At 43.0% G+C, this 24,473-nt stretch carries 28 protein-coding genes and 1 pseudogene; 12 read left to right on the top strand and 17 right to left on the bottom strand.

Going from position 1 to position 24,473, the window contains the following annotated elements; all coding sequences use genetic code 11:
• Nucleotides 1-307 precede the first annotated feature (307 nt).
• The 3 genes and pseudogenes from HYN43_RS20840 to HYN43_RS30475 form a co-directional block, all read right to left on the bottom strand.
• A pseudogene (locus tag HYN43_RS20840) lies at nt 308-610 on the bottom strand (cytochrome P460 family protein); the annotation flags it as partial.
• A 262-nt stretch (nt 611-872) separates the two neighbouring features.
• A complete protein-coding gene (locus HYN43_RS20835; protein WP_162996567.1) occupies nt 873-1,274 on the bottom strand; it encodes a heme-binding domain-containing protein in 402 nt (133 codons plus the stop codon).
• A gap of 140 nt (nt 1,275-1,414) precedes the next feature.
• Entirely contained in the window at nt 1,415-1,591 is a 177-nt protein-coding gene (locus HYN43_RS30475; protein ID WP_162996566.1) for a hypothetical protein, read from the bottom strand.
• 1,349 nt (nt 1,592-2,940) lie between these two features.
• Here HYN43_RS30475 and HYN43_RS20830 point away from each other — a divergent pair.
• Together HYN43_RS20830 and HYN43_RS20825 are read left to right on the top strand one after the other, a co-directional pair.
• On the top strand, nt 2,941-4,533 hold the full coding sequence (locus HYN43_RS20830; protein ID WP_119411151.1) for a tetratricopeptide repeat protein: 1,593 nt from the start codon (nt 2,941-2,943) through the stop codon (nt 4,531-4,533).
• Nucleotides 4,473-5,138: a sensor histidine kinase gene (locus HYN43_RS20825; RefSeq protein WP_119411150.1), complete on the top strand. Its 666-nt coding sequence runs from the start codon at nt 4,473-4,475 to the stop codon at nt 5,136-5,138. The genes HYN43_RS20830 and HYN43_RS20825 overlap by 61 nt, the downstream gene beginning before the upstream one ends.
• Before the next feature lie 61 nt (nt 5,139-5,199).
• Here the strand turns inward: HYN43_RS20825 and HYN43_RS30655 are convergent, their stop codons facing one another.
• Together HYN43_RS30655 and HYN43_RS30650 are read right to left on the bottom strand one after the other, a co-directional pair.
• The gene (locus tag HYN43_RS30655; protein WP_205589799.1) at nt 5,200-5,979 is read right to left on the bottom strand and encodes a Fic family protein; all 780 of its coding nucleotides are present in this window, start codon (nt 5,977-5,979) and stop codon (nt 5,200-5,202) included.
• A 153-nt stretch (nt 5,980-6,132) separates the two neighbouring features.
• Nucleotides 6,133-6,708: a hypothetical protein gene (locus HYN43_RS30650; RefSeq protein WP_205589798.1), complete on the bottom strand. Its 576-nt coding sequence runs from the start codon at nt 6,706-6,708 to the stop codon at nt 6,133-6,135.
• A gap of 167 nt (nt 6,709-6,875) precedes the next feature.
• Here HYN43_RS30650 and istA point away from each other — a divergent pair, with 167 nt between their 5' ends.
• Both istA and istB read left to right on the top strand, forming a co-directional pair.
• Nucleotides 6,876-8,405, top strand: a complete 1,530-nt coding sequence (gene istA / locus HYN43_RS20815) for an IS21 family transposase (protein WP_245446965.1) — start codon at nt 6,876-6,878, stop codon at nt 8,403-8,405.
• A gap of 20 nt (nt 8,406-8,425) precedes the next feature.
• Nucleotides 8,426-9,187 (top strand): IS21-like element helper ATPase IstB, encoded by a 762-nt coding sequence (gene istB, locus HYN43_RS20810; protein ID WP_119407387.1) that lies wholly within the window; start codon nt 8,426-8,428, stop codon nt 9,185-9,187.
• Between the two features lie 390 nt (nt 9,188-9,577).
• On the opposite strand, the gene HYN43_RS20805 is transcribed toward istB, so the two are convergent.
• From HYN43_RS20805 to HYN43_RS20755, 11 genes are read right to left on the bottom strand one after another with little or no spacing between them, the layout of a single operon-like run.
• A complete protein-coding gene (locus HYN43_RS20805) occupies nt 9,578-10,267 on the bottom strand; it encodes a MarR family winged helix-turn-helix transcriptional regulator (protein WP_119411148.1) in 690 nt (229 codons plus the stop codon).
• A gap of 37 nt (nt 10,268-10,304) precedes the next feature.
• The gene (locus tag HYN43_RS20800) at nt 10,305-11,372 is read right to left on the bottom strand and encodes an oxygenase MpaB family protein (protein ID WP_119411147.1); all 1,068 of its coding nucleotides are present in this window, start codon (nt 11,370-11,372) and stop codon (nt 10,305-10,307) included.
• Nucleotides 11,372-12,619 carry an NAD(P)/FAD-dependent oxidoreductase gene (locus HYN43_RS20795; protein ID WP_119411146.1) on the bottom strand — a complete coding sequence of 416 codons (1,248 nt, stop codon included), beginning with the start codon at nt 12,617-12,619 and terminating at the stop codon, nt 11,372-11,374. Before HYN43_RS20795 ends, HYN43_RS20800 begins: the two co-directional genes overlap by 1 nt.
• Before the next feature lie 3 nt (nt 12,620-12,622).
• On the bottom strand, nt 12,623-13,279 hold the full coding sequence (locus tag HYN43_RS20790; protein WP_119411145.1) for a flavin reductase family protein: 657 nt from the start codon (nt 13,277-13,279) through the stop codon (nt 12,623-12,625).
• A gap of 1 nt (nt 13,280) precedes the next feature.
• Entirely contained in the window at nt 13,281-13,997 is a 717-nt protein-coding gene (locus tag HYN43_RS20785; protein ID WP_119411144.1) for an SDR family NAD(P)-dependent oxidoreductase, read from the bottom strand.
• A complete protein-coding gene (folE, locus tag HYN43_RS20780) occupies nt 13,994-14,677 on the bottom strand; it encodes a GTP cyclohydrolase I FolE (RefSeq protein ID WP_119411143.1) in 684 nt (227 codons plus the stop codon). The genes HYN43_RS20785 and folE overlap by 4 nt, the downstream gene beginning before the upstream one ends.
• Nucleotides 14,674-15,429, bottom strand: a complete 756-nt coding sequence (locus HYN43_RS20775) for a lycopene cyclase domain-containing protein (protein WP_119411142.1) — start codon at nt 15,427-15,429, stop codon at nt 14,674-14,676. Before HYN43_RS20775 ends, folE begins: the two co-directional genes overlap by 4 nt.
• Complete coding sequence (locus HYN43_RS20770; RefSeq protein WP_119411141.1) at nt 15,426-15,896, bottom strand: sterol desaturase family protein; 471 nt, start codon at nt 15,894-15,896, stop codon at nt 15,426-15,428. The genes HYN43_RS20775 and HYN43_RS20770 overlap by 4 nt, the downstream gene beginning before the upstream one ends.
• 1 nt (nt 15,897) lies before the next feature.
• A complete protein-coding gene (gene idi / locus HYN43_RS20765; protein WP_119411140.1) occupies nt 15,898-16,419 on the bottom strand; it encodes an isopentenyl-diphosphate Delta-isomerase in 522 nt (173 codons plus the stop codon).
• A gap of 38 nt (nt 16,420-16,457) precedes the next feature.
• Entirely contained in the window at nt 16,458-17,294 is an 837-nt protein-coding gene (locus HYN43_RS20760; protein WP_119411139.1) for a phytoene/squalene synthase family protein, read from the bottom strand.
• Nucleotides 17,291-18,808: a phytoene desaturase family protein gene (locus HYN43_RS20755; protein WP_119411138.1), complete on the bottom strand. Its 1,518-nt coding sequence runs from the start codon at nt 18,806-18,808 to the stop codon at nt 17,291-17,293. Before HYN43_RS20755 ends, HYN43_RS20760 begins: the two co-directional genes overlap by 4 nt.
• A gap of 602 nt (nt 18,809-19,410) precedes the next feature.
• On the opposite strand from HYN43_RS20755, the gene HYN43_RS20750 reads away from it, so the two are divergent.
• From HYN43_RS20750 to HYN43_RS20715, 8 genes are all read left to right on the top strand, one after another.
• Nucleotides 19,411-19,899: an RNA polymerase sigma factor gene (locus HYN43_RS20750; RefSeq protein ID WP_162996565.1), complete on the top strand. Its 489-nt coding sequence runs from the start codon at nt 19,411-19,413 to the stop codon at nt 19,897-19,899.
• Complete coding sequence (locus HYN43_RS20745) at nt 19,889-20,521, top strand: hypothetical protein (protein WP_119411136.1); 633 nt, start codon at nt 19,889-19,891, stop codon at nt 20,519-20,521. Before HYN43_RS20750 ends, HYN43_RS20745 begins: the two co-directional genes overlap by 11 nt.
• Before the next feature lie 42 nt (nt 20,522-20,563).
• Complete coding sequence (locus tag HYN43_RS20740; RefSeq protein ID WP_119411135.1) at nt 20,564-20,827, top strand: hypothetical protein; 264 nt, start codon at nt 20,564-20,566, stop codon at nt 20,825-20,827.
• Between the two features lie 77 nt (nt 20,828-20,904).
• Entirely contained in the window at nt 20,905-21,480 is a 576-nt protein-coding gene (locus HYN43_RS20735) for a Crp/Fnr family transcriptional regulator (protein WP_205589797.1), read from the top strand.
• 74 nt (nt 21,481-21,554) lie between these two features.
• Nucleotides 21,555-21,908, top strand: a complete 354-nt coding sequence (locus HYN43_RS20730) for a YciI family protein (protein ID WP_119411315.1) — start codon at nt 21,555-21,557, stop codon at nt 21,906-21,908.
• Between the two features lie 10 nt (nt 21,909-21,918).
• A complete protein-coding gene (locus HYN43_RS20725) occupies nt 21,919-22,299 on the top strand; it encodes a hypothetical protein (RefSeq protein WP_119411134.1) in 381 nt (126 codons plus the stop codon).
• A gap of 208 nt (nt 22,300-22,507) precedes the next feature.
• On the top strand, nt 22,508-23,077 hold the full coding sequence (locus HYN43_RS20720) for a Crp/Fnr family transcriptional regulator (protein ID WP_119411133.1): 570 nt from the start codon (nt 22,508-22,510) through the stop codon (nt 23,075-23,077).
• A gap of 70 nt (nt 23,078-23,147) precedes the next feature.
• On the top strand, nt 23,148-23,531 hold the full coding sequence (locus HYN43_RS20715) for a DUF4260 domain-containing protein (protein WP_205589796.1): 384 nt from the start codon (nt 23,148-23,150) through the stop codon (nt 23,529-23,531).
• Between the two features lie 534 nt (nt 23,532-24,065).
• On the opposite strand, the gene HYN43_RS20710 is transcribed toward HYN43_RS20715, so the two are convergent.
• Nucleotides 24,066-24,434 carry a VOC family protein gene (locus HYN43_RS20710; RefSeq protein WP_119411132.1) on the bottom strand — a complete coding sequence of 123 codons (369 nt, stop codon included), beginning with the start codon at nt 24,432-24,434 and terminating at the stop codon, nt 24,066-24,068.
• Nucleotides 24,435-24,473 lie beyond the last annotated feature (39 nt).

Here is a 24,473-nt window from a genome sequence, read left to right as displayed (position 1 = left end):
ATGCTGCCCGTCCGGTTTTCTGAACTAAGCATTTCAATCGACAATAATTCACTCGGGATGTTATTTCCATACCAATACGGATTCTCCCGCTGTTTCCAGGTTACCAGCGCCATGTCTAATGTCCGCGCACATCTCATCCTGCCCGACTTGGGCGCACGCATGGAGATGTCATTTGCGCAAAGGGTACACATGGTGCAAGCTTTCTTATCAATCAGCCTACTCATAGCTTTATAATTTGATGGGCCAAACCCAAGCTCTTAGGTATTGCAGCCCGGTATTCGATTGCTGATCCACATGGGGCACCCTGTCACAGCCACATATAGACAGAGCAACAGCAACTAAAAGAAAAAATCTTGCGACCTTCATGACGTTCAGCTTTTACAGGAACAGTAAATACATAATCTTGATTTTTCATAAGCCGACGGCAACTGATGCACTCTGACGCCAACAATGACATTTTTCCATACGGTATCATTTTTAATGTTTTAAAACGGGCAAAGCCCCAGCCACAGGTAGAAGCATACATTTGAGAATTTTTGATCATGAAATCCAACTGTATAAGAGCGGCGCTGCGCGCGTTTCCTGCGGAATCTGTGATTTTGGTCCAAAGTGCTTCGACAAGGTAGGCTCAGTCGGGCCACGGACGTGTTTGATGATCACTGACCGCCCGGATCGCGACCTCATTACCAAATATGACCGGCATGGTCCCGCTTTCATATCGGTCGCTCTTACCGAGGATTTGCCAGTTTTTATAATTTGGATCATAAGTGATTCCTTAGGGTGAAACGGGAAGAATAGACAGCTCCTCCACATGCATCAATTGCTGGTAATGGAAAGCTTCCGCATTGATTTTCAAATTATCGGAAGGCTTATTATCTACCATGCCGGCCAGATAGTTTTTTTAAAACAGTTAACTCCTTATCTGATACATTTGCTGGCGCATGCATAAAAACATAATCTGCGCGCGGCATTGCACAAAGCAGGGTGTGATTAATCGCTTCCCATAATTTCTGTTTACGTTCAGTCGGCGTTAGCTTTTCCCATTCGAAAAAATTTAGGTGTGAACGCCCTTGCTTAATGTGCCGGACGACCAGCCAGTAACCGGGTACGATCTGATCGCCCCAGCATAATTCAGCTTCATTGGAGTGGCAATCATAGCATGATTTTTTAAAGATCGCTTTAACATCGGCTGGTAAAGGTGCATCCCGGCTAACGGGAGGTACTTTTAATTCCGGGCGTAAAAACTGGGCCGCCACCAACAAGATCAGTATCATCAGGCCGATACTGGTGAATGCTTCAAGGCTGAATAATTCTGGTCGTGGGTTCATAATTGATTTGATTTTTTGGTGTTCCGCTGATTGGGTTTGATCAATCTTTTTTAAATATTTGGAGGCTAATGCCGTATGTCAACCAACTACGCTCCATCAGCGGCGATCATAAACACCGAACCTTCGAGTTCCCCGATCGCTTTGGCTGTCATACCATAGAAAAACATTTCCCATAAATTGCCGATTGTTGTTATCAACGCGTCTTTAACAGTTTTAATTGTTGTTACAATAAATATGCCTTCATTTAATGCTCTTTTAATCAATGGTTTATAATCTTTTCGCGCGGTGATTGCCAGTGATATTTCGCTTTTAATAGCAAAATAAGCGAGATTTCAATAATTGTGTCTGTAAATCCTGTGGCGAGGTTCCGGTCAAAAAGACGCAGGGCTCTGTTGTATCGTCGCAATGTATACTATAGGGGGCTTGAAGGTTGACGATCAGGCAGGAAAACATCATGTGGCGGGTCATGAGAAAATAATAAGATTTCCATTTTGATTTTGTTATAGGAAGTAATGATCGGCGATCTAATCTTTCACTAATCACCATTCAGTTTTTATTTCTTCGCTGTTAAAGGCGTAGGCAACTTCATGTTTATGAAATTTGATTGTATAATTGATTATCTATACCGTATATGTAGCAATTCCAGGACCTCGAGGTAAATAGCCAATGTTCTGCCTTGAAGTTTCCGTATTTTCATGCTCAACAGTATCAATAATCTGTCGTGCCGAAACTTATCAGATGCAATAATTTTTGTTGTTCAATCCCCAAAGCGTTAAATACTTCAAATCGGCCTCAGTCATAAAATATGGTAGCTATTCGTTTAAGATCATCCAAAAAATGGTTTATGAGTACATCAGGTTTGAATAGCTATTTTACAAATGATATGTGTTAGTTACTTTGCAATTGACAATGAGGAAAAAAGGTTTAGGTCATTTAAAAAATGGTTCGAGAAGCACACAGTCGGGTGCACCCAACTGCGCAAGACTGAATTTTCAGTTCTTGCCCTTCCTTTTTATCTCGTAACTCGCTGTAAATTAACTGAATAAATTCAACAATCACATTCACGCGAGCGGTTCAATGTTGTTGTCCATCAAAATGTAGTTTTTCAGGGTAAATCGAACCAATAATAGTTCTCTAAATCTCATTATCAGTGTTTTGTTTCTTCAAAGAAATGATCCGTTTTACAGGCGAAATAGCGGGCAGTGCTTTGCCGTTAGCGTGGGGTTGTTGAAAGTCATTCGCGTAGTCATTCAGGTATTGCTTAAGGCGATTAGATTAGCAACCATCTAGTAATAATGTTTTGCCAAATGCAACTGTCCTTTAAAAAACGATAAGAAGGGCACAATTGGATCTCTGCTCTAATAAACCCTTATTGATATTTCACTAATCATCTTGGAATTACCGAAATATCACAAGCAAAGCTATTGCCTTAAAATACAAATCTTGTTGATTTCCAAATGAATGTAAAATGGCACAACGTTTGAAAAACTTTTGCAGTAGCCTTTTTCTGGCTCGCGTTACTAGTTAAGGATAATATCTTTTAATGTAAGCCTCAATTATTGAGTATGAAAAAACTTTTACTCATTTTCATTCTGTTTTGTAAAACTTTTTCGTGTTACAGTCAGATATCACCAGACAACAAGCAGACCAGCTGCTAGATATTATTCGTCAGAAGGGGACGGATACCACTCATATTCATGCTTTGCTAACACTCGCAGAATTCAATATTTTCAAGAATGGCAAATTGAAAACGGATCTCGACAGTGCCAAGCTTTTTATCGATCAGGCAAAAGCCATGAATTCCAAAATTAAGTCGGTCACAGCCTATGGCTATACCGCGCTGGTAGAATCGTACCTGGCCAGGGAGAGCAAACATGACGATATCGCGAAGGTTTTAAATGATAAAGCAATTCAAATTTTGAACGATGCAAAAAATTATAATCATTTGGGACAGGCTTACTACCAGCGAGCGACATATTATAACCCTTTTGATGATTCGGGAAGCAGTAAAGTGATTGAGTTGTATGAAAAGGGAATAGCAGCGTACAAGCAAATTAACAATGTTGAACGACAGGGCTATGGTTACAAACGGTTGGGCGAGTATTCCAATACCGTTCAAGGAACGATTGATAACCTGGAAAAATCCCTTGCATTATATAAATCAATACATTATAGTGCGGTGCAAGAAGTTTATGATTTGATGGCTGTGGCCTATATGTATGACCTTAACATTCAAAAAGCACTGCCATATGCGCTACTTGCCTTAAAAGTTGCCGAACAGCAAAAGGACACCACTATGGAGTTATGTGCCATAAATAATCACATCGGGTTATTGTATGGCAAGAAGAAGGATCACAAGAACGCTGTAATTTATTTTACCCAGGCACTTAAAACGGCAGAATATTATAAAGACGTCAATACCATTTATTTTTTAGCATTTAATATCATCAATAGCGACATCGCTTTAAATTCACCGTTACCCGCCAAAAAACTATTGGATCGGATATTGAAAAAATTTCCGATAACGAATGATAATATAGATCTTTCACGCCTGGCGACCTCATCGTTTGTCAAGATTTATACCTCACTAAACGATGTAAAAACAGGTAAGACTTATACCGAGCTTTTACAACAAATCGATGAAACTAATAATGCTTCACTTAACAATGCCAAATTGATTAATGATTACACCATCGTATCAAAATTTTACCTGATGGCGAAATCATATCAGCTAGCGGCTGCGTATTTAAAGAAGTGCGAAGCGTTAGTTAACAAAAGTGGTACAACTTACGACCGGTCATCGCTGATCGCCTTGAAGTTCAGGCTTGATACAGCGCAGGGTAACTATAAGTCGGCGGTCTTACATCTTTTGAAATATAATATCACACAAGATTCGATATTTAACGAGACAAAGGCCATCGAATTTCAGAAGCAACAGGTGCAATACGAAACGGAAAAGAAGGACCAACAAATAAAAATTCTCGAGCAAAAAGGACTGTTGCAGCAATCCAAGCTACAACATGCTAATCTCATTCAGGCTGTCACATTTGGAGGCGTATTGGTAATGCTTGTTGTGAGCGCACTCATTTTCGGATATATAAACAAAAACGGGCAGCAAACGCGATCATCACACACAAAAATGAATTGCTTCAGCAACTACTTACTGGTAAGGAATGGCTGCTTAAAGAAGTGCATCACCGCGTAAAAAACAACCTGCACACGGTCATCTGCCTGTTGGAATCACAGGCGAGATATTTGGAAAATGATGCTTTAAAAGCAATAGAAAGCAGCCAGCACCGGATCTTTGCGATGTCATTGATTCATCAGAAACTTTATCAATCTGAAGACATCAAAACCATTGATATGGCATCTTATATTCCAGAGTTGACCCAATCGCTCCAGGATAGTTTTGAGACCAGCGGAAAAATCCAATTTAATATCCACGTGGAAAAAATTGAGCTCGGTTTGTCGCAGGCTATTCCATTAGGTTTGATCTTGAATGAAGCGGTTACCAATTCCATCAAATACGCCTTTCCAGGCGAAAAAAAAGGAAATGTATTCATTTTAATGGTTGAAGAAAAAGGCTTGATTAAACTGGAAATTATTGACAACGGAATCGGCATGCCGCATGATCAATGCAAAAAGGCAACAGATTCCCTGGGATTGAAACTCATTAAAGGTTTAAGTGAAGATATCCAAGCGGACTTCAGTTGTGAAGCTGAATTTGGGACTAAAATCACCATTACTTTCCGGAATCAGGATATGGCAGACCCGGAACGCTATATCGATGCGAATGCGGTTGCAGTGTGATGATCAACCAGTTTATATTTATTGGTGGTGATTTAATTTAATAGACTGCAAACGGCTCCGTTTATTTCGCATTTTCCAGAGTTGCAGCAGGCTTGCCGTCCATACCTAATTGTACCAGTTCGGCAATAAATTTAGCAAACGGTGTGATGTTCCCGGAAACGCTTGCGGCTTCCAACGCACTCATATATGCCGCCCGTTTTTCTACCGGAATAACAGTCCAGGGATAACCGCCTGAGGCCAGCATCACGTTCATCATTAACCTTCCCATCCTGCCATTTCCGTCCATATACGGATGGATATTTACAAAGATAAAATGACCCAATACCGCTCTAACGGACGTTTCAGGTTCATTTGCTAAAAGTTCAAACAGTAAGGGCATGGCATCGCGTAATGCGGGCACATTTAAAGGCACATGTTTGGAGCCGCCGATATATACCTGATGCGTTCGGTAACCTGCCAGGTCACCTGCGTTTAAGATGCCTGCCGCTACGCTTGGGGCAAACAGTTCGCGGTACCAATCCCGGTGGTCTTCGTCAGCGACGGTGCCGACATTTGCACCATCCAATATTTTATGAATGCTTTCTTTAACGACCTGGAACGCCTGCCAGTAACCCCTTGCAGCCATGGCATCCTTTTGGTGACGATCTTCTTTATTCGCCTCACTGTTCCATTGCCCGCTTCTGACCCTTTCTATCAGTTTCGGCGTTACCCTGTATCGCTCAATAGATAAAGAATGGTAGGCGTCGGTAACATATACGTCCTCGACTGCCTGGAGATAAGCTGCTTTATCGCTGGGTATTCCAGGCGATTTCGGGAACAACTCTATTATAGTGCTACGCATGGTGTTCCACATAAGTCTGATCCTGTTGGCATAGGGTGATCGTTACCTAAAGGAAAGCTTTACACCCACTTTTTCCTCAAATGGGTCGGTTTCCCTAACCTCGTAATCCGCAGCTTTCATGGCCTTAAAGATATCATCGGCAATCCGATCCCTTCAAATATTCCGGAAAGAGCCGCAAAGTCTTCCGGCAATAGTCGTGTGACCTCCCTTAAGCAGGATGGACAATACTTCAGATGAGTCGCCAATCATCGCTAATGCGGCTCTTGCGTCTGTCGGGTTTTGAGTAAATATAGATTGACCGGAAAAAACTAATGCTGCCGGCAGGGAATAAATCATTATTCCATTCTGCTTTTCACGATGCTCTACCGGCGGCAATTCGCCTCTCATGTGAAACAATGAAGTATGGTGCTGTAGGTCTGTTTTAAAGTTGGATGCCTCCGGGGAACGAATAACCAGTTGAACGGGAACTGTTTGGTTACCGGAATGGAACTGTAAAGACAGATCAGGCGAAACGATATATTCATCACCGTATTTTTCGGTGATATATCGACTACAGAAATCCCAGTAGTTTGCGTACCATGAAGTACTATCGTCTTGCGTTTCATCAGGACTTGAAGGAATGTACCAGCCTTTAAGAACTTCCTTCAAGAAACCATTCTTAGTTAAGCGTCTCCGGTGAACCGCGCTGATATTGCTGGTATTAATGGCCACCAACCCTTTGTTCTGCAATGCGTGCAAAGTTGGAGAATTCGCTGATATTGACCACCTGATTTCGGAGGAAAGTGACCACCTGATTCCGCGGGAAAGTGACCACCCCGAACGAGCCACTTATGCTGTAGAAGCAGGCCTATTTTTGAGGTTTAACAACTTCACTAATGGCCAACACTACGATAAGCATGAGTAAGATAAGACAGATCCTAAGGATGTACAGCCAGGGCCGCAGCAAGCTATCGATAGCGGCCCAGTCCGGCGTGTCACGCAATACCGCAAAGAAGTACCTTGTTGCGTTCGATGCCAGCGGCTTTACGTTCGAAGAGATCAATACCCTTAATGTTAAAGAGCTGGAGGACTTCTTTGGCAAAAGCAGTGAACGCCCCCCGGACAAGCGCATGGTGGCCCTGCAGCGCTGTTTCCCGCAGATAGATAAAGAGTTAAAGCGTGTCGGCATGAACCGCCGCATCCTGTGGGAAGCTTATATCAAAGAGTTCCCTGACGGGTTCAAGTACACCCAGTTCTGCTTTTATTACAACCAGTGGAAAGCCCGCGTGAACCCCACGATGCACCTGGATCATAAAGCCGGTGATAAGCTGTATGTGGATTTTGCCGGTGAAAAGCTAAGCATAACGGACAAGGATACCGGTGAGGTCATCGAGGCCGAGGTGTTCGTTGCTATCCTTGGTGCCAGTCAGCTAACTTACGTAGAAGCTGTGCTGAGCCAGCAGAAAGAAGACTTTATAGCAGCCTGCGAGAATGCCCTGCACTTTTATGGCGGCGTACCTGCCGCCATCGTTCCCGACAACCTGAAGGCTGCCGTTACCAAAAGCAACCGCTATGAGCCAACACTGAACGAGACCTTTGCCGACTTTGCCGACCATTACGGAACGACCATCTTACCAGCGAGGGCGTACCGCCCTCGCGACAAAGCACTGGTAGAAGGAGCTGTTAAGATCGTTTACAGCCGTATCTACGCACCTGTTCGCAAAGAGGCCTATCATACCCTTGCAGAACTGAACACAGCGGTCAAAGCCGCTTTAGAAGCACATAACAGCCAGCCGCTGAAAGGCCGCAATTACAGCAGAAAGCTCCAGTTCGAGGAGATAGAACGCCAGGCTCTCTCGCCATTACCGGCATTACGTTATGAGTTCAAACGGCAGCACCAGGCCACCGTAATGAAGAACGGGCATGTTTGTCTTGGTATCGACAAACACTACTACAGCGTACCGTACCGCTTCATCGGCAGGAAGGTCAAACTGCTGTATTCCCGCACCAACGTAGAGGTCTATTACCACTACGAACGCATTGCCATGCACAGGCGTATCAAAAGCCCTTACAGCTATACTACGGATAAAGACCACCTGGCTTCGACACACCGCTTTATGACCGAATGGACACCAGATAAGTTCCTGGAATGGGCGGCATCCATTCATGAGGATGTGAGGCTTTACATCCTGAAGATACTGGACCGGAAGCAACACCCGGAACAAGCTTACCGCTCCTGTATCGGTATCCTCAGCCTGGCGCGTAAGGCAGGTAACGAAAGGCTGGCCAGCGCTTGCAGGCGTGCACTCGGTTATGGCGTTTATAACTACAAGACCATACAGCAGATACTGGAGAACAAGATGGACAGCTACGAGGATAGCTTATTTGCTGACGAACTGCCTATGCCCAGCCATGACAATATCCGTGGAGAGAACTACTATAAATAACCATTAATAAATAGATCGATATGAACACGAACACCTTGGACAAACTTCGCAAGCTGAAGTTCTTTGGCATGTACCATGCCTTTAAAAGCTGCCTGGAAACGGGCCAGACCGCTGAATACACTACTGATGAACTGCTGGCCCACCTGGTAGAGGCCGAATGGGACGACCGGCAGAACAGGCGCATAGAGCGTACGATCATGTATGCTAAGTTCCGCTATAAGGCCTCGGTAGAGAACATCCACTACCATGCCGACCGTAGTATCGACCGCAATCAGGTAATGCGCCTGGCAGACTGCCACTTTATTGACCGGAATGAGAACCTGTTGATCACAGGCAGCACCGGTATCGGCAAAAGCTATATCGCTTCTGCTATCGGACACCAAGCCTGCATACTGGGTTACCGCGTGTTCTATGCCAGCACACCCAAGCTCTTTGCTAAGCTGAAGATGGCTAAGGCAGATGGTTCCTATATGAAGGATGTCGCCAAACTGGAACGCCAGCAACTACTGATCCTGGATGACTTCGGTATACAGCCTTTTGATGCGCAGAGCAGGGCTGCACTGATGGAGATCATTGAGGACAGGCACGGTAAAACGTCATTGATCATTACCTCTCAACTGCCGGTCAGTAAATGGTATGAGGTCATTGGTGAAAAGACGATCGCTGATGCTATCCTTGACCGTATCGTGCATGATGCGCACCGGATGGAACTTAAGGGAGAGTCGATGAGAAAAAGAAGGCCGGCAGAGCCCGAAAAAAGCTATCTGCAAAACACACTTTAAATAACTACTTTTGACAACGCTTCTACAGCGTTCGCTGCGCTCGTTCGCCAGCACTTTAGGTGGTCAATTTGCCACGGAATCACCTGGTCAACTTCTCCGTATTATACAACAGTATGACCATAGTAATTTATTAATTACTAATTTCAATTTTCTTAATTGCTTACAGAACCCGGTGCTCCAAATCGCACGGAGTAGCATGATCAAGCTTTCCCGAAAATTCAATGGGGACGCAAATCTAACCGGAAAGATAGCAAATACATTATTTGATAATGCATAAATACATTGAAATCAAGCTTATTAAAGATGTTTGATTTAATCTAGGTTAGGGAAGCCGGCATTGGCGAATAAGGAGCCATTGACCATACTTTTCCCTGCTCTTTTGAAGTTTCCTCATTGTTCCGAAGCAATTTCTACTGCTATTTTTTTAAGGTCTTCCTTGTTAATAATGCTCTTCTTTTCGTAATGCCCCAAATGAAATTTTTCCAGTTTTTGTAAAAGATATTGTAACGTGAATTTCTCAGCAATCGTCAGTCTTCCGGTGATGATCGTACCCACATAGCTGGTATGTTCGAATACCTGAAATAATAATATTTTTCCCTTATCCGTAATGGCAATATGTTTACTTCTTTTATCCTTTTCACCGTCCCATTGTCTTACCAAACCGTGGGCGATCAAACGTCTGAGCACCTCCATACCCGATGTTTTTTCCTGTAGATTATAGCTGATCAGTTCACTTTTTGACAAGTGGGTATGCGTTAAAAGGATCGCCAGGGCGGTAAAATCCTCGGCGGTTTGCAGGGGCGTGCCTTCCAGCGCTTTTTTTATATACGATTTCGCATAGCGGCTCATAAAAACAAACAAGCGGCCGATATTATTATCCAGCTGATAGGCAATATCCAAAGCGGCGCTGTCATTAGCGCCGAACCTAACTTCATTACTATGATTATTACCTGCAGGGTCACCAACTTTATTCAGCAAAAAACCTGTAAAATCCTGCAAAGACGCTTCCCGTCCCTGGTTTTCTTTTTCCAGTTCGGCTACAAGATCGATCAGTTGGTGAATAAGTTGGTATGATTTCATGTTTTTATAAAATTAAGCATACAGACAATTTTCAAATTTAGTTTCTTTTAGCGAGTTCCGGGTTTTGAGTTTTGAATGCAGCGTAAGCCGCCCGGTAATTTTGCTTAGCGTCTCCCTGCGGCTTAAAGCTTCTCAACAGGTTCAGCGTTTTGATCAGCGTCAATTTATAAGCGGGCAGTTCAGGCGCATTGATAGCCAGCATATCCGCCATTTCTTTTCCAAGCAGGTAACGCATTAAGCCAAGGATATCGTTAGCCGTCGCCTTGCTTTTATTCACCGAAAGGATATGAGCAGTTAACGATCCGGTTAATTCCTGCCCATGCGCAGAAACAGCGAATTGCCTTCGTTTAATAGCGTTATCAAGTTGCTGCGCCATTTTTGAATTTTCGGGGATCAGATCTTCATCTAAGCCCGATAAGTAACCTACTACCGCCCAGATATGCATAAACGCTGCCTGATCTTCCTGGCTTACGCTGTAACCGAGCATTCGTAACCCGCGAATTACGATCAGCGAAAATGACAGGTTTGTTCCGGCCATGTCTTCCTGGTTGATGGGCAATCCCCAGCTATCGTTCCATTTGCCGCTTTGCAGCGTGTAGTAACGAACGGCCGCATGCATGATCCGCACTTTTAAAATTTCTTCAAAAGCACTTCCGTCTTTACTGAAAGCATCCGGCCCCATTACTTCCCAAACAAAAACAGCGGTATCAAAAAGCCTTTTGGTTGTTTGCTTGCGGATCAGCTCTGACAAGTATAGCACCATTGCGCCATTGGCTGCATTATAACAATAGGGCAATGATAGCAACCCGAGTAAACTCATAATGATCTCAGAGTGCCGGGCAAAGAAAACAGCGCCGGTTTTCATGAGCCGTGGCTGTGCCCATGTAGGTAGTTCTGTAGCTTTATCAATAAAGGCAAAACCCGGAAAGGCATCTTGTAATAAATTCAAATGTAAAGTACCGGAAGCGCCACTCATCCAGTCCTGTAATTGCTTTTTCTTTGCCGGATCGCTAAAAACATAACGTATAAACTCATCTGCCTGCGCGTCGCCCAACAGCCGTTTACGGTCTAAAAGTTCAGTGCTATATAAATTATGATTGATCATTAAAACATGGTATTTATCATGGCCTCTGCAGCCAGCCTGCCACTTTTCATAGCCGCATTAATCGAGCCATTCATCAAATAATCCCCACAAGTGAAGCATTGGGCATTTACCAACATGGTTGTATAATCAGGGTCATTAGTTACGTGGTCGTCATTGGGCAGCGCATAATCAATATGGTAGGTTTTTAAATGCTTCCAGCTGACGGCTTCGGGATACCAGAATTTCAATTCGTTAACCACATTTTCCTGGAGTTCGTTTTGGTTGGCTTTAGAATGATCCCCGATCAGCGACAGTGAAATTAAAGTATCACCGTTTTCAGAATACCGGGTGGAAATGCGATCCATTACCGCTATGTTATTTACGATTTTTCCCGGTAACGTATTTAAAGCTATAAGAGGCTTTTCAAACGGCCTTTTTTTAGCGGTGAAATACATATTGCTCACAGAATGGCGTTCAATGTTCGAATTTCTATTACGTATGGGGGAACGTAAAGGATCGGTAGCGATCAAAACATAGTTAGCCTGATATACAACCCCATCTGTTGTTGTTACCGAGCCGCCATTAACTGCTGATACATTTTGATGAAACAGCAGTTCCTGTGAAGAAAGGCATTCGGCAAGTTGTTTAGGTATCATGCCCATTCCTTTGGCTGGGACAGCAGCATTGCCCTCGCTAAACATTTTAAAAACAAACTCAAACATTCTGCTGGAGGTACTTAGCCTGTCTTCGAGAAAGATCCCTGTCATAAAGGGCCGGAAAAACTGGTTCATGATCGTTCCGCTAAAACCTTCTTTTTTCAGGTATTCTGTAGTGGTGATCTCCGGTTCTGAAAATATCTGGTCGATACTTTTACCAGCCAATTTTAGCTTTAACCGGAGCATGCGTAATTTATCGGTAAATGTCGCCGCTGAAGACAGCAAAGTACTCACTATCGACCCTGGTTGCCTGGCCGGATCTCCCAAAGTAGTGATGCCCTCCCTCTTCAAAATAATCGCGCCGGGATCAAATTTGCATAATTCCAGCGCCTTGTAATCTAATAGTTTTTTGGCTTCGGGATAAGCTGTCAGAAAAACCTGGAAACCCCGGTCGAGCAGGTAGCCATCTATCTCATCTGTTCGTACTCTGCCACCCACTCCATCGGAGGCCTCCAAAACCAAAACGGATTTTCCGGCAGCTTTTAATATTTTGGCAGCTGTTAAGCCGGCTATTCCCGCACCTATAATAATCACTTCCGCGTCTTTTTTCATCGCTTATGTATTGAAGTTGACATGTGTATTTATTAGATGAGGTTCAACACCGGGCTTGGCATAGGCAAGTTGCCCAACGGGTTGCGGAAGATAATAAGTATCCAAACCGGCCACGGTCATGGTTCTTGCTTTACCGTGATCAGCTGTTCCATCCGGCCCGATCAATCCGTTTTCTGTAAGGATATGAACTATTTCACCAATTACAATGGTTGTTCCGTTAACTTCCATATCAATCATCTCGCGCAGTTCCAACCCTATGCGTATGTTGGATGCTGCAACAAAAGGCGCTTTAAAGCCATTCACATAGTGCTTTTTGAAATGGCAGGCATCAAATTCAGAAACGCCCGAAGGATAACTTGCACTGGTTTGGTGTGCCTGCATGTACCATTCGGGCAGCACGTTATTGAGGGTGTATTGTCCTGTTGACCTGATATTACGCAGCGTATCATTGTGCTCACGTTCAGGCCGGATCACCATTCCGATAAGCGGCGGGTTGGCACCCAAATGGAAAACAGAACTGATGATACACAAGTTGGTGATACCATCATTACTGGTTGTGCCCAAAAGATTCAAAGCCCTGTAGCCAATCAAACTATTGATCAGGCTTGTTCGGTATTGCTTCTCCATCTGATAGATCTGTTCGCTTTTTATATTCTGCATTTTAACTTGTTTTTAATTTACCTAAGCCACCATCCATGCCGATAACCTGCCCGGTCATCCAGCTGGCGTCATCCGATAATAAAAAGGCGATCAGCCGACTGATATCTTCGGGTTGTCCTATCTTTCCTAAAGGATGGCGTTTAGCTGAGGCTTCCCTTTTTTCGGCTGTGCTCAACAAGGTTTGAGCGAGTGGTGTATCTGTTAACGAGGGTGCAACCACGTTAACCCTAACCTGCTGGATGGCAAGCTCGGCTGCCAGAGATAGGGCCATACCTTCAACTGCACCTTTTGCCGCTGCAATACTGGCATGGTAAGGCATCCCTGTTTTGGCGGCAACAGAGCTGATCAGCACAATGGATGAACCGGCGGCATTTTTTATAGGTTTAATAGCTTGCCGGATCATACGTGCTGCACCTAAAACATTCAGCTGGAAATCCTTCAAAAAGTCTTCATCGGTTAACCTGTTGAACGGTTTCAGCGTAATGCTGCCAACCGAGTAAACCAGGCCGTGCAATTGATCAGGAAGGAACATTTCCACGGCATCCAAATTTTCTAAAACGTCGGCTTTTAAAAAATGTACATCTTCCGGCCACTCGGCTGATGCCGATCTTGATATCGTATAAATATTGGCTTGCCGCTGATGAAGCAATTTAATCAGCGACAGGCCGATGCCGGAACTGCCACCGACTACCAGGATATTTTTTCCGTTGAAATTCATGATCCGATATACCTTAAAAATTCATTCTTAGTTTCGATACTTAAAAACTTCCCGCTGTATTCAGCGGTAAGCGTGGTGCTGCCTGCGTCCCGAATGCCACGGCTGGATACACAATGATGGTGCGCGTCTATGATAACCGCTACATCTTCTGTGCCCAATGCTTCTTTGAGCATATTGGCTATCTGCATTGTGAGCCTTTCCTGCACCTGCGGTCTTTGCGAACAATACTGAACAATCCTGTTCAGCTTTGATAAACCGATCACCTGCCCGTTACTGATATAGGCAATGTGGGCTTTACCTACGATAGGTACAAAGTGGTGCTCACAGTTACTAAATACAGCAATATTCCGTTCCACCAGCATCTGGTTATACTTGAATGGATTTTTGAATAAAGTGGGTTTGGGTTTATTAGCGGGATTCAAGCCGCTGAAGATCTCCTTCACGTACATTTTAGCCACCCGCTTAGGCGTGTCTTTCAAACTGTCATCTTCAAGATCCATCCCCAAAGTTTCCATGATCGCTGTAAAATGTTTGGCAATCAGTTCCATTTTGGTATCATCGTCCAGTTCAAAAGCGTCTGGACGGAGAGGTGTGTCAAAGGCAGCATTATAATGATCCTGCTCCAGATCAGTTACCACCTGCGCTAAAGTTAAGTCATTCAATATTTCGTTTTTTATCATGAAATTGTTTTAACATAAGTTAAAGAGCTTTTGCTATTTATCGCTTTTCGCTGATTTTTAAACCAAGGGTAAGACCTCGAGCTTAAACCCGTATAAATCATTACATTAAGTAAGATCAAGTCCATTCCATAAAAGATATCCTCAACAGGAATGGTCAAAATACGTAAGCCTATAATATGTGCCGGGTTGTACCAAACTACCGGGTTTTGCAGGCCCGTGCCAGTCAGCAAACCATTCACAATGAGAAAAGGAAGTAACAATAGCAAGTAAGCATTATAAAATATTGACAGCCAGCTTACTTTTAAAATAAACTGCGCGGTAAAAAGTAAGATAGTTAAAGCAGCGAAAGTATAACACGTATAATCCTGTTTATGAAACCAGATTGCCATAAATAAAGAAAAGGCTATTAGTAATGAGCTAATGATAATCTGATAACGGGCAGATATGTTTTTTTTGATCATTACATATAAACAGGCATAAGTGAACACACATGAGTAAGGGATACAAAAAAAGAACAACACTTCTTCAACAGGCAAGTTACCGATGTAGATGCCTGTTAGGTAAACAGGATTAAAGCCCCATATTTTCAAGTGAGTGAAATACATATCCCAGGCAATAAATACTGCCCCTGTTATGATCATTGCCGGGAAAAGTGAACGCCAGTTTTTATAAAACTTCAGGCTGGGGTGAAATGAAAAAAGAAAGGGCACCAGCACCGAAAAAATATCGATCAGCAGATAGGTAAATCTCATGCCGGGTTGTTTTTTGAAGTGTTACGGAAATATTTCCAGGATACCCATAACATACCGAAGCTTTCGCCGTCATATTTACCGGTATGCTTATGGTGCATTTTATGCGCCCGGCGGATGGCTTTCAGGTAACGGTTTTCTGAATTACGCAGCACTTTTATCCGCTGATGGATAAACAGGTCGTGTACAAAAAAGTAACAAGCGCCATAAAGCGTTATGCCTATGCCGATGCAAGTGCATACCGGCAAATGATATAGCGTTCCTGCCGCAAGGCAGGCAATGCCCGGAAGCGCAAAGATCAGGAAGAACAAGTCGTTACGTTCCAGAAAGCCATAATGTTCTTTCAGGTGGTGATCACGGTGCAGCGGCCAGAAAATACCATGCATCACATATTTGTGGGTTAACCACGCAATACCTTCCATTCCTGAAAATGCGGATAATATAATAGCAATGTTAATGAGCAAGTTCATTTTAAATAATTTGACGGTAGATTTCCAATACTTGTTCCAGGCATATTTTAAACCAGGCTGTATATTGCTCAGGCTGTTCCAATAATTCAAAAATTAACAGATCTGTATCTATATACCTGAAACCGGCCACCTCTGCAGGATTGGGCAACGGCAACTCATCACTGATGCCCATAAAAACATGGTCGTATTCATTTTCGATTAACCCGTTCGCAAATTCATGACGATAGCTGAACTGAAATAACTCGGTCAGTTCACAATCCATACCCATTTCTTCCTGCAAACGTCTATGAGCTGCATCCGGCGTAAATTCACCTGCACGCGGATGACTGCAGCACGTGTTAGTCCAAAGCCCGCCCGAATGGTATTTATCCAAAGCCCTTTGCTGAAGCAGCAATTGGCCTTTGCTGTTAAATACAAAAACAGAGAAGGCGCGGTGCAGCGTTCCCGAAATATGAGCATCCATCTTATTTATTTCACCAATAGCGTTACCGGCTGTATCAACTATAATTATGTTATCTTCCAATTTTTATTTATTTAGGTTACCAGATATTTCATCATGATTTAAAGCACATTCAACTTGTACCTTACCAATGAATCAAACATTAAATAAAACTTGTGCCCGTTTGATACCCGTATCCTTTCCGACATCACTTTTTCGGCCGGTACTTTCGCTATCTTCCCGAATAGTTTTTTATAATAAACGTAAGCCAGGTAAACACCCTTGCGGCATGAACGCGGCAACTCCCTGATCCCTTCCAGGGCTTCGTTAAGTTCTGAAAGAATATCCTGTTCAATAGCACGCTTATTCTCATCAGAGAAGGCAGACAGGTTAACATCCGGAAAGTAGGTGCGATTCAGTTGCTGATAATCGGCGTTTACATCCCTGAGAAAATTCACTTTTTGAAAAGCTGATCCCAATTTCATCGCAGGCATTCTCAAGCGCTCAAACTCGTCTTTATTACCGTTGGTGAATACGTGCAGGCACATCAGCCCCACTACCTGGGCAGAACCCATAATATACTGATCGTATTTTTCTGCATCATAAAATTGTTCACCAAGGTCCATCTCCATACTGTTTAAAAACTGCGTAATGAGGTGATGTTCAATTTTGTACCGGTTAACTACCTGTTGAAATGAATTAATTACCGGGTTGATACTGATGCCACGCTCGATAGCCGTGAAGGTATCCGCCTTCAATTCGGCAAGCATAAGTGATTTCGGGTAATCATGGAAACTATCTACAATCTCATCGGCTAATCTCACAAAGCCGTAAATGGCATGTATAGGATTACGTACTTCCTTGTTAAAAAATAATATCCCCAGCGAAAAGCTGGTACTATAAAGCCGGGTTGTTTCCCTGCTGCACGTAGCAGATAAGGTATCAAATCGTTCTTTCATTTATGGTTGAGATATTGAATAAGCAATTTAGAAGAAACCTTACCTGAAATAATTGAAGGTGGCACCCCCGGGCCCGGAACAGTGAGTTGCCCGGTGTAAAAGAGGTTTTTTACCTTTTTATTTTTGATGGAAGGTTTAAGGTGAGCGGTTTGCATTAGCGTGTTGGCCAGGCCGTAAGCGTTCCCTTTAAAAGAATTATAATCTGTTTTGAAGTCATTCACACAGTAACTTTTCTTATAATCAATCGCGGTTCTGATCGGCACTCCGGTATAAGCTTCGAGCCGTTCCATAATCAATTCAAAATATTCCGCTCTCAACGCCTCGGTATCTTGTATACCCGGTGCCAGCGGCATAAGGATGAATAGATTTTCATGTCCATCTGGGGCTACACTATCATCCGATTTTGAAGGGCAGCAAACATAAAAAAGCGGCTTTGTAGGCCATTTTGGATCTTTGTAAATTTCTGTCGCATGCAGCTTTAAATCCGCATCAAAAAACAAAGTATGATGTTCAAGTTTTTCGATCTTACGATTTACACCCAAATAAAAGATCAGGCTTGACGGAGCGATTACCCTTTTTTCCCAATAGTCGGCACTATAGTTCCTGTTGGCTTCATCAAGTAATTGTTGCTCCACATGATGATAGTCTGCCGATGCAATAACGCCATCGTAATCATCTTCGCCATGTTTAGTGCCAACCTTTTCGATCTTTCCATTCGCAACCTGTAAATGGCTTACCGGTGAGTTGGTATGAAAAACAACGCCATGTGCTTCGCATACTTTTTGCATGCCTTCGATGACTTTGCCAAAACCGCCTTTAGGATACCATGTACCGAGTTTTAATCCGGCATAATTCATTAAACTGTATAAAGCAGGCGTATCTTGTGGCATCGCGCCCAGGAAAAGCACCGGAAACTCCATTAATGTAATTAAACGAGGATCTTTAAAAAATCGCCGTACATGCTTACTAAAAGAAGTAAAAACCTGTAGTCTGAAAACTCCTTTGATCAGATCCCAATCGGCAAACTCCAATAAAGAAAGGCCTGGTTTATGAACCAATTTATTCATCCCCGTGCGATATTTATAGGCGGCTTCTTCTAAGAAAAGCTTAAGCTGGACGGCGCTTCCATGCTCTATTGATTCAAAAAGCGATTCCAAAGCAGCGTAGTCCGCAGGTATATTTAGCACATCGCTTTTTCCAAAAACAACAGTAAACCCAGGATCAAGTTGTTTCAATTCATAAAAATCGGACGCTTTATAACCGAAATCATTGAAGAAGTTCTCAAACACTTCCGGCATCCAATACCAGCTCGGACCCATATCAAACGTGTAACCTTCCTCAACCATTTGACGGGAGCGGCCTCCTATTTCAATGTTTTTTTCATAAACATTGACGCGGTGTCCTGCTTTGGCTAAATAGGCGGCTGCACTCAGGCCGGAAAATCCGGAACCTATTACAGCAACAGAAGATTTTTTAACAGGAATAGTGTGATCAATATGCTTTGGTTTTAACATTTGGTACTTCCGGAAACAGGTTAATTTGAATTGTTAAGTCAAATATAATTCAATTACATACTATATTTTAATAAATAGTTTAATTTTGTATTAATTCAGAAAGGTTTTAAATTTCATTTTCAGAAAACATTTTTTATTGATGATGTTGATGTTTAGCTAATAGCTTTGTAACTAAAGCCAGTGAAGTATTAGGTAACATATCCTGTTTAACTACGACACGGCTATGGCCGAAAAAGTTAGACACCGAAAAGCATTGTGGGAATATTGTAATCAACAATTGCAATATAGTTTTGACTTAAGTGAACTATCAGGTAGATAGCCGCGAAGGGAATTAATATGCCCGGAACTACGATCAGCAGAATAAAAGTGAATGAAGATTGGCCGCAACAATTCCGGACATCAAAAAGGATAAGCTGTAATTTTATTCAGCTAAGTGTTACTAATAGTCATCGAAGTAATTTATCGTTAAGGTGATTTACGGTATGAGGAATGAATATCATACACGAAAAGCAGCTGGTTCGGTTTATAAATATAGCCTGAGAAAGGCTTCGGGACTGCTTGTAAATAATTAGAGGTTAACTGTTATTACTTATAGTGTTAGCGTGAGCGAAACGGAATTTTTACAGCAGATCAGGGAAAACCAGGGTATCATATACAAGCTGGTAGGCATTTATGCTGCGGATGCCGAAGAAAAAAAAGATTTGTACCAGGAAATTTTGCTGAATACCTGGAAAAGCTGGCCATCGTACCGCGGTGATGCCAAATTCAGCACCTGGTTGTACCGTATTTGCCTGAACACCATTTTTACGTATAAACGCAGATCAAACCGGATTGATTATAAAGAATCATTGGACCAATATGCACAGGTTGTGGATAGTAATGCAGCGCCCAAAGATGAAGCCGAACAATTACGCTATGCTATACGAACGTTGAAAGAAACTGACAGGGCTATCATATCGATGCATTTGGACGGTTATGAAAACGCGGAGATCGCAGATATCATCGGTATATCTATTAACCATGTGGCGGTGAAACTCTATCGAAGCAAACAGCAGTTATCCAACCTATTAAAAAAACAAAATGAGTACTGACAATAAAAACTGGAAAATGCTGGAGCAGCATCCGGACAATGAATTAGCTGATATGATCAATTTTTCCGCGATACCCCAAATCCGGTCCCACAACCCATTGATCAAGATCAAACAGAACCTATTGATCAACATGGCGTTTGGCTTAATGGTTTGCTGTGCCTATATCATCATTATTATTTGTTTTGATTACTGGCAGGTAAGGCTTGCCTTAGGCCTGGTGATGGTTTTTTCGCTATGGGCTTTAAGTACGGCATTTACCCAATACCGAAGTATCAGGACCGATATTTTTTCGAACGGGTCTGTTTTGCAAGAACTCAAACGGCAGCGGCAATCCATTGTAAGCTGGACACGCTCACAAGCCCGTATGGCCTTATTGATCTACCCCGTAAGTGCGGCGGGCGGATTTATGCTGGGTGGGGCAATAGGCTCAGGCAAATCAGTTGCAGCCTTTATGAGCAAGCCTGTCGTCTGGCTACTGTTTATTATTGTGGTAGCGGTGTTGGTCCCGCTTTGTCATCAATTGGCCAGGTGGATGAGCAAGCGTAGCTTCGGTCAGTATCTTGATGCCCTGAAAAAAAACATTGAAGAATTAGAAGTTGAAAATAATTTGGACCTATTGTAATTTCTGTGCCTGAAAGCGATACTAATTGTAAAAAAACAAATCATGGAAACACCAGTTCAAACCAGTCAACGTACGATCAACATTAATAAACCCGGTTATATCTTGTTTAGCCTGATCAGCATCGTGTTCCTTTTCCGGCATGACATTTCGCAGGCAACCGTTTTTGCCGGGCTGGCGTTGGTATTTGACCCCTTTAACCCACAGATGCCCTTTCAAAAGCGTCCTCTTTTCCAAAAAGTGTGGCTTATCGCGCATCTGACCATCGTTATCGCACTATTTACGATCATGGTGACCTCAAGCAAATAATATCCAGGGCGATTGCGGCATTCGGCACCGGCGCGGTTTCTCTATCACATTCATTATATTAGTGTCTTAGCAAAATCATGCAGATGATCGATATATTAAGACAACACATCATAAACAGGCTTGGTAAGGATACTGAAAACCTGGGACAGGTTTTAACTTACTTTAAAGAGCTGCACGTTAAGCGGGGAAGCCTGTTGGTAGAAAAAGGTGGTCCATGCGATCAGGTATATTTCATCGCCAGCGGATGTTTACAGGTATTTGTTTACGATGCAGACCTCAATGAAACCACAAGGGATATCGTGACCGAAGAAAATTGGTGCACAGATCTGATCAGTTTCGGTAGCGGGCAACCCGCGACAGAGCATATCAAAGCTGTGGAACATAGCGTTTTGATGGCTATTAACCGCGCGGGATTTCAGCAATTGATGGAAACGGTACCCCAGTTTGACAAAGTTTATAAGCAGATCCTCGAAGCATCCTATGCTAATTCTGTTTACCGGATCAATACCTTCGTGTCACTCACCGCACTTGATCGGATCAAGTGGCTGATGGAATATCGCCCCACGCTAATGAGCCGCTTATCAAGCAAACTGATCGGCTCTTATCTCGGCATCTCACAGGAAACCTTCAGCCGCCTGAAAGCACGAATTTAAAACGTTGACATTTGTCAACACCGAAAACCTTGCCAATGAAGAACTTCGGGTATTCAACATTAAAAAAGCATTTTATGAAGGAGTACCTTTTATTATTCAGAAACAGCACGGGAGCCGAAGGCTATTTAACCAAAACCGAAGACATGGCTAATGATATGCCCCTCTGGCAGGGATGGATCGGGCAAATCGCTATGCAGGGCAAACTGATCTCTACAGCTCCGATCGAGTTCGCAGGTTCAATTGTTTCCAAAGAGGCCGCTACTGAGGGAGCGCACCGGGAAGCCGAACACGTGATGGTAACAGGATACCTGATTTGCAAAGGCGATAGCCTGGAAGAAGTCCGGGAACTCAGTAAAGCCTGTCCCATCCTGAAGTACCCTAACAGCAGCGTCGAGATCAGGGCTTTGATCCCATTTCCTACAAATTAAATCCAGGCATATGGATAGGATCTTAAAATCAGGAAAATGGCTGTTCGTATTTTCCTTTTCATTCTACGTGTTTTTACATCTTTTCCTGGCAAAAGTAGGCGTAGACAAGTATGTGCCTACTTACTTTCCTTTCCCGTATTTCATCAATTACTTTACCGGGATCTGTCTGTTGCTGTTCATCATCAGCTGCGCTGTCGGTAAATATGATCAACTGGCCGCTATGCTCCTGGCAGTTTACCTTTTACTGGTGATCGTGCTTATACATCTGCCTAAAGCCGCTGACCCGATGGAATTGCTCAATGTATTCCGCATCACCAATATGATCGGCGGAGCGTTGATGTATGCGCTGGCATTTGCAAAGGATAGATGGGTAAAGCCTTCGGAGAACTGAGCTATGATGATAACTCCGATAAAGGTGCCGCGATCCAGGCGGCACCTTTATGATGGATTTCATCTCAATAACCAGGTTAATTTCCAAAATCATTTAGGAATGTTCGGAATATAGCTACTGGTAAACGGGTATAAATATTAAGCTTGGATCTTTGCTGATCATAACCTTATGCATAGGTATTGGTAAAAATGTCATAGCTTTAAGCTAAATGAGCGAATTAGAAAATTACCTGCATCATTACTTCTGCATCGATGTGGCTGATTGTAAACAGCTTGCCGGATTATTTAAAGAAGAGCGTTATGCTAAAGGCGAATTCTACCAGAAGACCGGGAAATATTGCAATAAACTAAGTTTTATACAGGACGGCCTATTCCGTGTTTATGCCAACCTTCCGGACCGGGAAGTGACCCAGTGGATCGGTACGAAAGGATATTTTTTGACTGATTTGTCAGGGTTCCTTTTTAGGGAAGAAGCCAGATGGAATATTCAGGCACTTACGGACTGCCGGCTCTTTACGATAGATCATCAGCAATACACGGCCATCGGAAAATTGATCCCTAAATGGCATGAGCTTGAAAAACTGTTTATCGGTAAATGTTTTATCACCCTGGAAAACCGCATATTTAATCAAATCTCCTTATCGGCCGAAGAGCGGTACCAGTTGTTGTTCGAACAGCAGCGCGAACTATTTAACCTGGTGCCACTGCAGTACCTGGCCTCCATGATTGGCATGACCCCGGAAACGTTCAGCCGCATCCGCCGAAAAACACTTTCTTGATTTTTGTCAAGCGTAAAGCCTTGTTTTTACCCCCAACTTTGAACCATCAAAAAATATAAAACAGATGGTTATGAAAGATCACATGAAAATTACGCTCCTATTGGAAGAAGCAGCGATGACGGTGTTAGGTATCTATGGATTAATATACTACAACCTGGGCCTCTCTTTCTGGATATGGTTATTGCTGTTCTTCAGCCCCGATATCGGGATGCTGGGTTATCTGCTGAATACCAGTGTCGGTGCATTTACTTACAACCTGTTTCACCATAAAGGCCTGGCCTTATTGATCGCCGCCACCGGATTTTTCGCCGAAAACCATATTTTGACAGCGATAGGCATACTGTTATTTGCGCATTCTGCATTCGACAGGATGATGGGCTACGGGCTAAAATACGCAGATCATTTCAAGCATACACACCTTGGCTGGCTTTCTGACAAGAAAGGCGGTCTATAAAATTCAGTCTTTATTTGATGGGGCCACCAATAGCCACACCAACAGCTGCGGCGTGTATAAGAACAGTTTGCTCAGATCGTAATTTCGCCCTTTCTTCCAACAGCAGGTACGCGGTAGTGCCTTGAACTTGCAAGGCCAAATATCCTTGGTAAGAGATATTAGGCGGAATAACCGTTGCCATATAAGAGCGCGTAGCGCCATAGGCGGAATTTCCGGCGCTATTAAGCAGCCAGTGACTGCACAATCCTATGAGGAAATATTTTATACACTATTTAAGCCCGGTAACTATTCCTGCCACTTCTTAGCCAGATAAATGAGGTAAAGCTATACAGTATACTTATTATTCTTAGTTGTTAATATTTAAAATGTGGAATAACAAACTGCAAAAGGCGATAAGGCAATGAATTGATTAAGAAGGGAGGTTCGTAAAACCCGATCATGGCGTAAACGCCGACAGATATAGCTTAAAGCTGATAGAAATATTAATGATCACACTTCTATCAGCTGTTTTACAGGAATAGGGAGAAATCTGGATTATCCAATTGAATGGAATCCGACTTTGTTTCCTTCTGTGTCGATAAAAAGTGCAATAAAGCCCCTGTTTTCACCAATATCAGTTTTCGGTAAAATAACTGTTCCACCGGCACGTTCTACTCTGCCTAATGGAACTGAAAGGTCATTTCCGCCATCTAAGTAAACAGTTGTGCCGGTCATTGCAGGGACATAGTTTTCGCCGCTGGCAATTGCTCCGCCAAATCCGCCTTTTAGTGGATCAGACGGTAAATATGCATATTGCCTGTCAGGGTCGTCATGAATTTGAGCATCTAACACTGTAGCATAAAATGCTTTTGCTCTTGCGAAATCTGTTGCCGGGATTTCAAACCAATTTAGCGTATTTACCATGTTGATTAAATTTATAACCGTTGATTAAATAAAATTATT

The sequence above is a fragment of the Mucilaginibacter celer genome (genome assembly GCF_003576455.2).
Taxonomy (GTDB): domain Bacteria; phylum Bacteroidota; class Bacteroidia; order Sphingobacteriales; family Sphingobacteriaceae; genus Mucilaginibacter; species Mucilaginibacter celer.
Note: the sequence above shows the minus strand (reverse complement) of the source record. Positions and strands in the feature narration are given on the sequence as shown.

Excerpts from the sequence above, each read along its gene's own strand:
- HYN43_RS20835 (WP_162996567.1), bottom strand. The coding sequence starts at position 1,274 with ATGATACTGATCTTGTTGGTGGCGGCCCAGTTTTTACGCCCGGAATTA.
- HYN43_RS30655 (WP_205589799.1), bottom strand. The coding sequence starts at position 5,979 with ATGCGTAGCACTATAATAGAGTTGTTCCCGAAATCGCCTGGAATACCC.
- istA (WP_245446965.1), top strand. The coding sequence starts at position 6,876 with ATGAGTAAGATAAGACAGATCCTAAGGATGTACAGCCAGGGCCGCAGC.
- istB (WP_119407387.1), top strand. The coding sequence starts at position 8,426 with ATGAACACGAACACCTTGGACAAACTTCGCAAGCTGAAGTTCTTTGGC.
- HYN43_RS20805 (WP_119411148.1), bottom strand. The coding sequence starts at position 10,267 with ATGAAATCATACCAACTTATTCACCAACTGATCGATCTTGTAGCCGAA.
- HYN43_RS20800 (WP_119411147.1), bottom strand. The coding sequence starts at position 11,372 with ATGATCAATCATAATTTATATAGCACTGAACTTTTAGACCGTAAACGG.
- HYN43_RS20795 (WP_119411146.1), bottom strand. The coding sequence starts at position 12,619 with ATGAAAAAAGACGCGGAAGTGATTATTATAGGTGCGGGAATAGCCGGC.
- HYN43_RS20790 (WP_119411145.1), bottom strand. The coding sequence starts at position 13,279 with ATGCAGAATATAAAAAGCGAACAGATCTATCAGATGGAGAAGCAATAC.
- HYN43_RS20785 (WP_119411144.1), bottom strand. The coding sequence starts at position 13,997 with ATGAATTTCAACGGAAAAAATATCCTGGTAGTCGGTGGCAGTTCCGGC.
- folE (WP_119411143.1), bottom strand. The coding sequence starts at position 14,677 with ATGATAAAAAACGAAATATTGAATGACTTAACTTTAGCGCAGGTGGTA.
- HYN43_RS20775 (WP_119411142.1), bottom strand. The coding sequence starts at position 15,429 with ATGAGATTTACCTATCTGCTGATCGATATTTTTTCGGTGCTGGTGCCC.
- HYN43_RS20770 (WP_119411141.1), bottom strand. The coding sequence starts at position 15,896 with ATGAACTTGCTCATTAACATTGCTATTATATTATCCGCATTTTCAGGA.
- HYN43_RS20760 (WP_119411139.1), bottom strand. The coding sequence starts at position 17,294 with ATGAAAGAACGATTTGATACCTTATCTGCTACGTGCAGCAGGGAAACA.
- HYN43_RS20755 (WP_119411138.1), bottom strand. The coding sequence starts at position 18,808 with ATGTTAAAACCAAAGCATATTGATCACACTATTCCTGTTAAAAAATCT.
- HYN43_RS20745 (WP_119411136.1), top strand. The coding sequence starts at position 19,889 with ATGAGTACTGACAATAAAAACTGGAAAATGCTGGAGCAGCATCCGGAC.
- HYN43_RS20740 (WP_119411135.1), top strand. The coding sequence starts at position 20,564 with ATGGAAACACCAGTTCAAACCAGTCAACGTACGATCAACATTAATAAA.
- HYN43_RS20735 (WP_205589797.1), top strand. The coding sequence starts at position 20,905 with ATGCAGATGATCGATATATTAAGACAACACATCATAAACAGGCTTGGT.
- HYN43_RS20730 (WP_119411315.1), top strand. The coding sequence starts at position 21,555 with ATGAAGGAGTACCTTTTATTATTCAGAAACAGCACGGGAGCCGAAGGC.
- HYN43_RS20725 (WP_119411134.1), top strand. The coding sequence starts at position 21,919 with ATGGATAGGATCTTAAAATCAGGAAAATGGCTGTTCGTATTTTCCTTT.
- HYN43_RS20720 (WP_119411133.1), top strand. The coding sequence starts at position 22,508 with ATGAGCGAATTAGAAAATTACCTGCATCATTACTTCTGCATCGATGTG.
- HYN43_RS20715 (WP_205589796.1), top strand. The coding sequence starts at position 23,148 with ATGAAAGATCACATGAAAATTACGCTCCTATTGGAAGAAGCAGCGATG.
- HYN43_RS20710 (WP_119411132.1), bottom strand. The coding sequence starts at position 24,434 with ATGGTAAATACGCTAAATTGGTTTGAAATCCCGGCAACAGATTTCGCA.